Source organism: Chamaesiphon polymorphus CCALA 037 (assembly GCF_003003845.1).
GTDB lineage: Bacteria > Cyanobacteriota > Cyanobacteriia > Cyanobacteriales > Chamaesiphonaceae > Chamaesiphon > Chamaesiphon polymorphus.
Map to the genome: position 1 here is coordinate 1 of NZ_PVWO01000676.1, position 2494 is coordinate 2494.

Sequence of the window (2494 nt, forward strand, 5' to 3'; positions counted from 1 at the left end):
AATTATCATTGGCAAACTGCTCGGCGTACCAATTTTAATTTATTGGGCCGTTGTTTTAGCCTTACCACTGTATGCGATCTCCAGCGTTCGGGTTGCCGAGATCGCGCCTCATGCTTGGGTTGGCAATCTCATTTCGGTGAGTCAGGTCGGCTTATTATATCTCTATGCTGTAGTCGGCACGATGAGATTTCCATTACCACCGATCGTTTTGAGTGTCATCTTATCAACGATCGGTGGATTGAGTCTATTTAGTATCGATCGATTGCTGTTCGTTCGGCACACTAGTAGCGAGGACGTCAATCTCGGGATCCATTCACCTGAAGACTGGTGGACGATCGGCAAAATTTTTCTGATGCTTGCAATTAGCTATTTTGTGTTAGTTTCGCTCCTCCGATCTTGGTATCCCCGATCGCAAGTAGATAGACAAAAATCGTCCGGTATAATGCTGCTACCTTATTTATCCTCACTCATTTTTCCTCCACTCATCGCTGGAGCGCAGCCAATCGGAATGTTTGTATTTAGCGTCATTGCCTTAAATGTAATCGTCAAAGCATATCCTGAGGATTGCGATCGCGACAAACTATAAAAAATACCATTAAGTGCAATAAAGTTACAGATCGAATCGATCGTCAGCGGACGAATATTTGCAGGTAAAGATAGATCGAAATTTAATCGATTAATTACTTACGAGTGTTTTTGCGTTCGTTGGCATTAAATCCTGCCGATCCGAAGCCCCATGATGGATATTTACCTTTGATAGCTAAATAACCAGAAGGAATCCCCCACATGAATAATCCGATAACCGATCTGCCAAAATTTGGAGTGCCGAAACTGCTACAAACATAGGTAATATAACTACCAAGAATTACCGAGCCAATGATTCGTAAAGTCACTGGATGACCTTTCGGGAAAAAACAAGCCATGGCGATAATTCCACAGAATAATGCCATTGCATAAAAAGTCATGGCTCCAGTAGGCAGACCGACAGGATTAAAAGCTGATTTCAGGAAAGCAGCAGCAGAAAGTAATGCGGCTATGCCGATAGCGATACGCGATCCACGACTCATGGGATAATCTCTGAAAATATATAATACTTTGTTAGTTTTCCCAAAAACTACCGATCGAGTGCAATAGACCTCCTGCACAAATCTCAAATCGAGCATTTACATCCGATCGAGTTAGATACTAGGAGCCATATTTCTATCCACTATTCACTATCCACTATTCACTACCAACACCATAATTTCATATTCATGCAGGAGGTCTAATCGATAAATAAGTAACTATCTGTTTGCAAAGATTCGACTTTTTAGCCACCATCTATTAACCATTGTGACAAAATAAGAACAGTAGATTTTGCCATACCCGATCGGGATAACGTTCATGCTCCGCCTCTCCGAAGTCAAACTGCCACTGGAACACACAGCAGCAGATATCCAGTCCGCCATCCTCAAAAAACTCTCGATCGCACCTAAAGATTTAATTCGCCATACCATCTTCAAGCGGAGCTATGATGCGCGCAAAAAGGGGGCAATTTCCTTTGTTTATATCATCGATATCGAGACAACCAGAGAACCGCAACTCCTGCAAAAGTTCAAGAAAGACCCGCATATCGTCCCCACACCCGATACTAGCTATCGTTATGTCACCCACGCGCCATCGGAATTAGCGCAACGCCCGATCGTGATTGGCTGCGGGCCGTGTGGAATGTTTGCGGGGTTATTGCTCGCCCAGATGGGATTTCGCCCGATTATTTTAGAACGGGGCAAGGCGGTACACGATCGATCTGTAGATACGTTTGGCTTTTGGAGCAAGGCAAAATTCAACCCCGAATCGAATGCACAGTTTGGCGAAGGCGGTGCGGGGACATTTTCAGATGGGAAGCTCTACAGTCGGATCAAAGATGCCAACCATCACGGGCGCAAAGTGTTGGCAGAGCTAGTTAATGCGGGTGCGGCGTCGGAAATCCTCTATATCAATAAACCCCATATCGGCACTTACAGACTGGTAAAAATTGTCGAAAATATCCGCAACTCGATCGCATCCCTCGGTGGTGAAATCCGCTTTCAGAGTCGCGTAGAGCAGCTTAATATCGAAAATGGGCAAGTCTGCGGCGTCACCTTAGCTAGTGGCGAATATATCGCTAGCAACCATGTAATTCTCGCCGTCGGACATAGTGCCCGCGATACCTTTGAGATGCTCCACCATGCGGGAGTATATATCGAACCCAAGCCATTCTCGATCGGGTTTCGGATCGAACATCCCCAATCAATTATCGATAAGTGTAGACTCGGATCGCAAGCCGGACATCCGATGCTCGGGGCGGCAGATTATAGCTTGGTTCATCACTGTAATAATGGTCGATCGGTTTATAGTTTTTGCATGTGTCCGGGCGGGCAAGTAGTGGCGGCGACATCCGAAGTGGGGCGGGTGGTGACGAATGGCATGAGTCAGTACGAGCGGAGCGGTAAGAATGCCAATAGTGGTATCGTCG

The 2494-nt window shown here is 45.8% G+C and carries 2 protein-coding genes and 1 pseudogene; 2 read left to right on the forward strand and 1 reads right to left on the reverse strand.

Annotated elements, in window-relative coordinates:
* A pseudogene (locus tag C7B77_RS30550) lies at positions 1-586 on the forward strand (hypothetical protein); the annotation flags it as partial.
* 94 nt (positions 587-680) lie between these two features.
* Here the strand turns inward: C7B77_RS30550 and C7B77_RS28130 are convergent.
* Positions 681-1067, reverse strand: coding sequence for a hypothetical protein (locus C7B77_RS28130; protein WP_146138579.1), 387 nt, complete (start codon positions 1065-1067; stop codon positions 681-683).
* A gap of 316 nt (positions 1068-1383) precedes the next feature.
* Between C7B77_RS28130 and C7B77_RS28135 the strand changes: the two genes are divergently transcribed.
* Positions 1384-2494, forward strand: a 1111-nt coding sequence (locus C7B77_RS28135; protein ID WP_106312856.1) for an NAD(P)/FAD-dependent oxidoreductase, incomplete at its 3' end; no start/stop codon positions are given.

What these genes read in the sequence shown, in the direction of transcription:
- C7B77_RS28130 (WP_146138579.1), bottom strand. Translation starts at nt 1,067, where the DNA reads ATGAGTCGTGGATCGCGTATCGCTATCGGCATAGCCGCATTACTTTCT.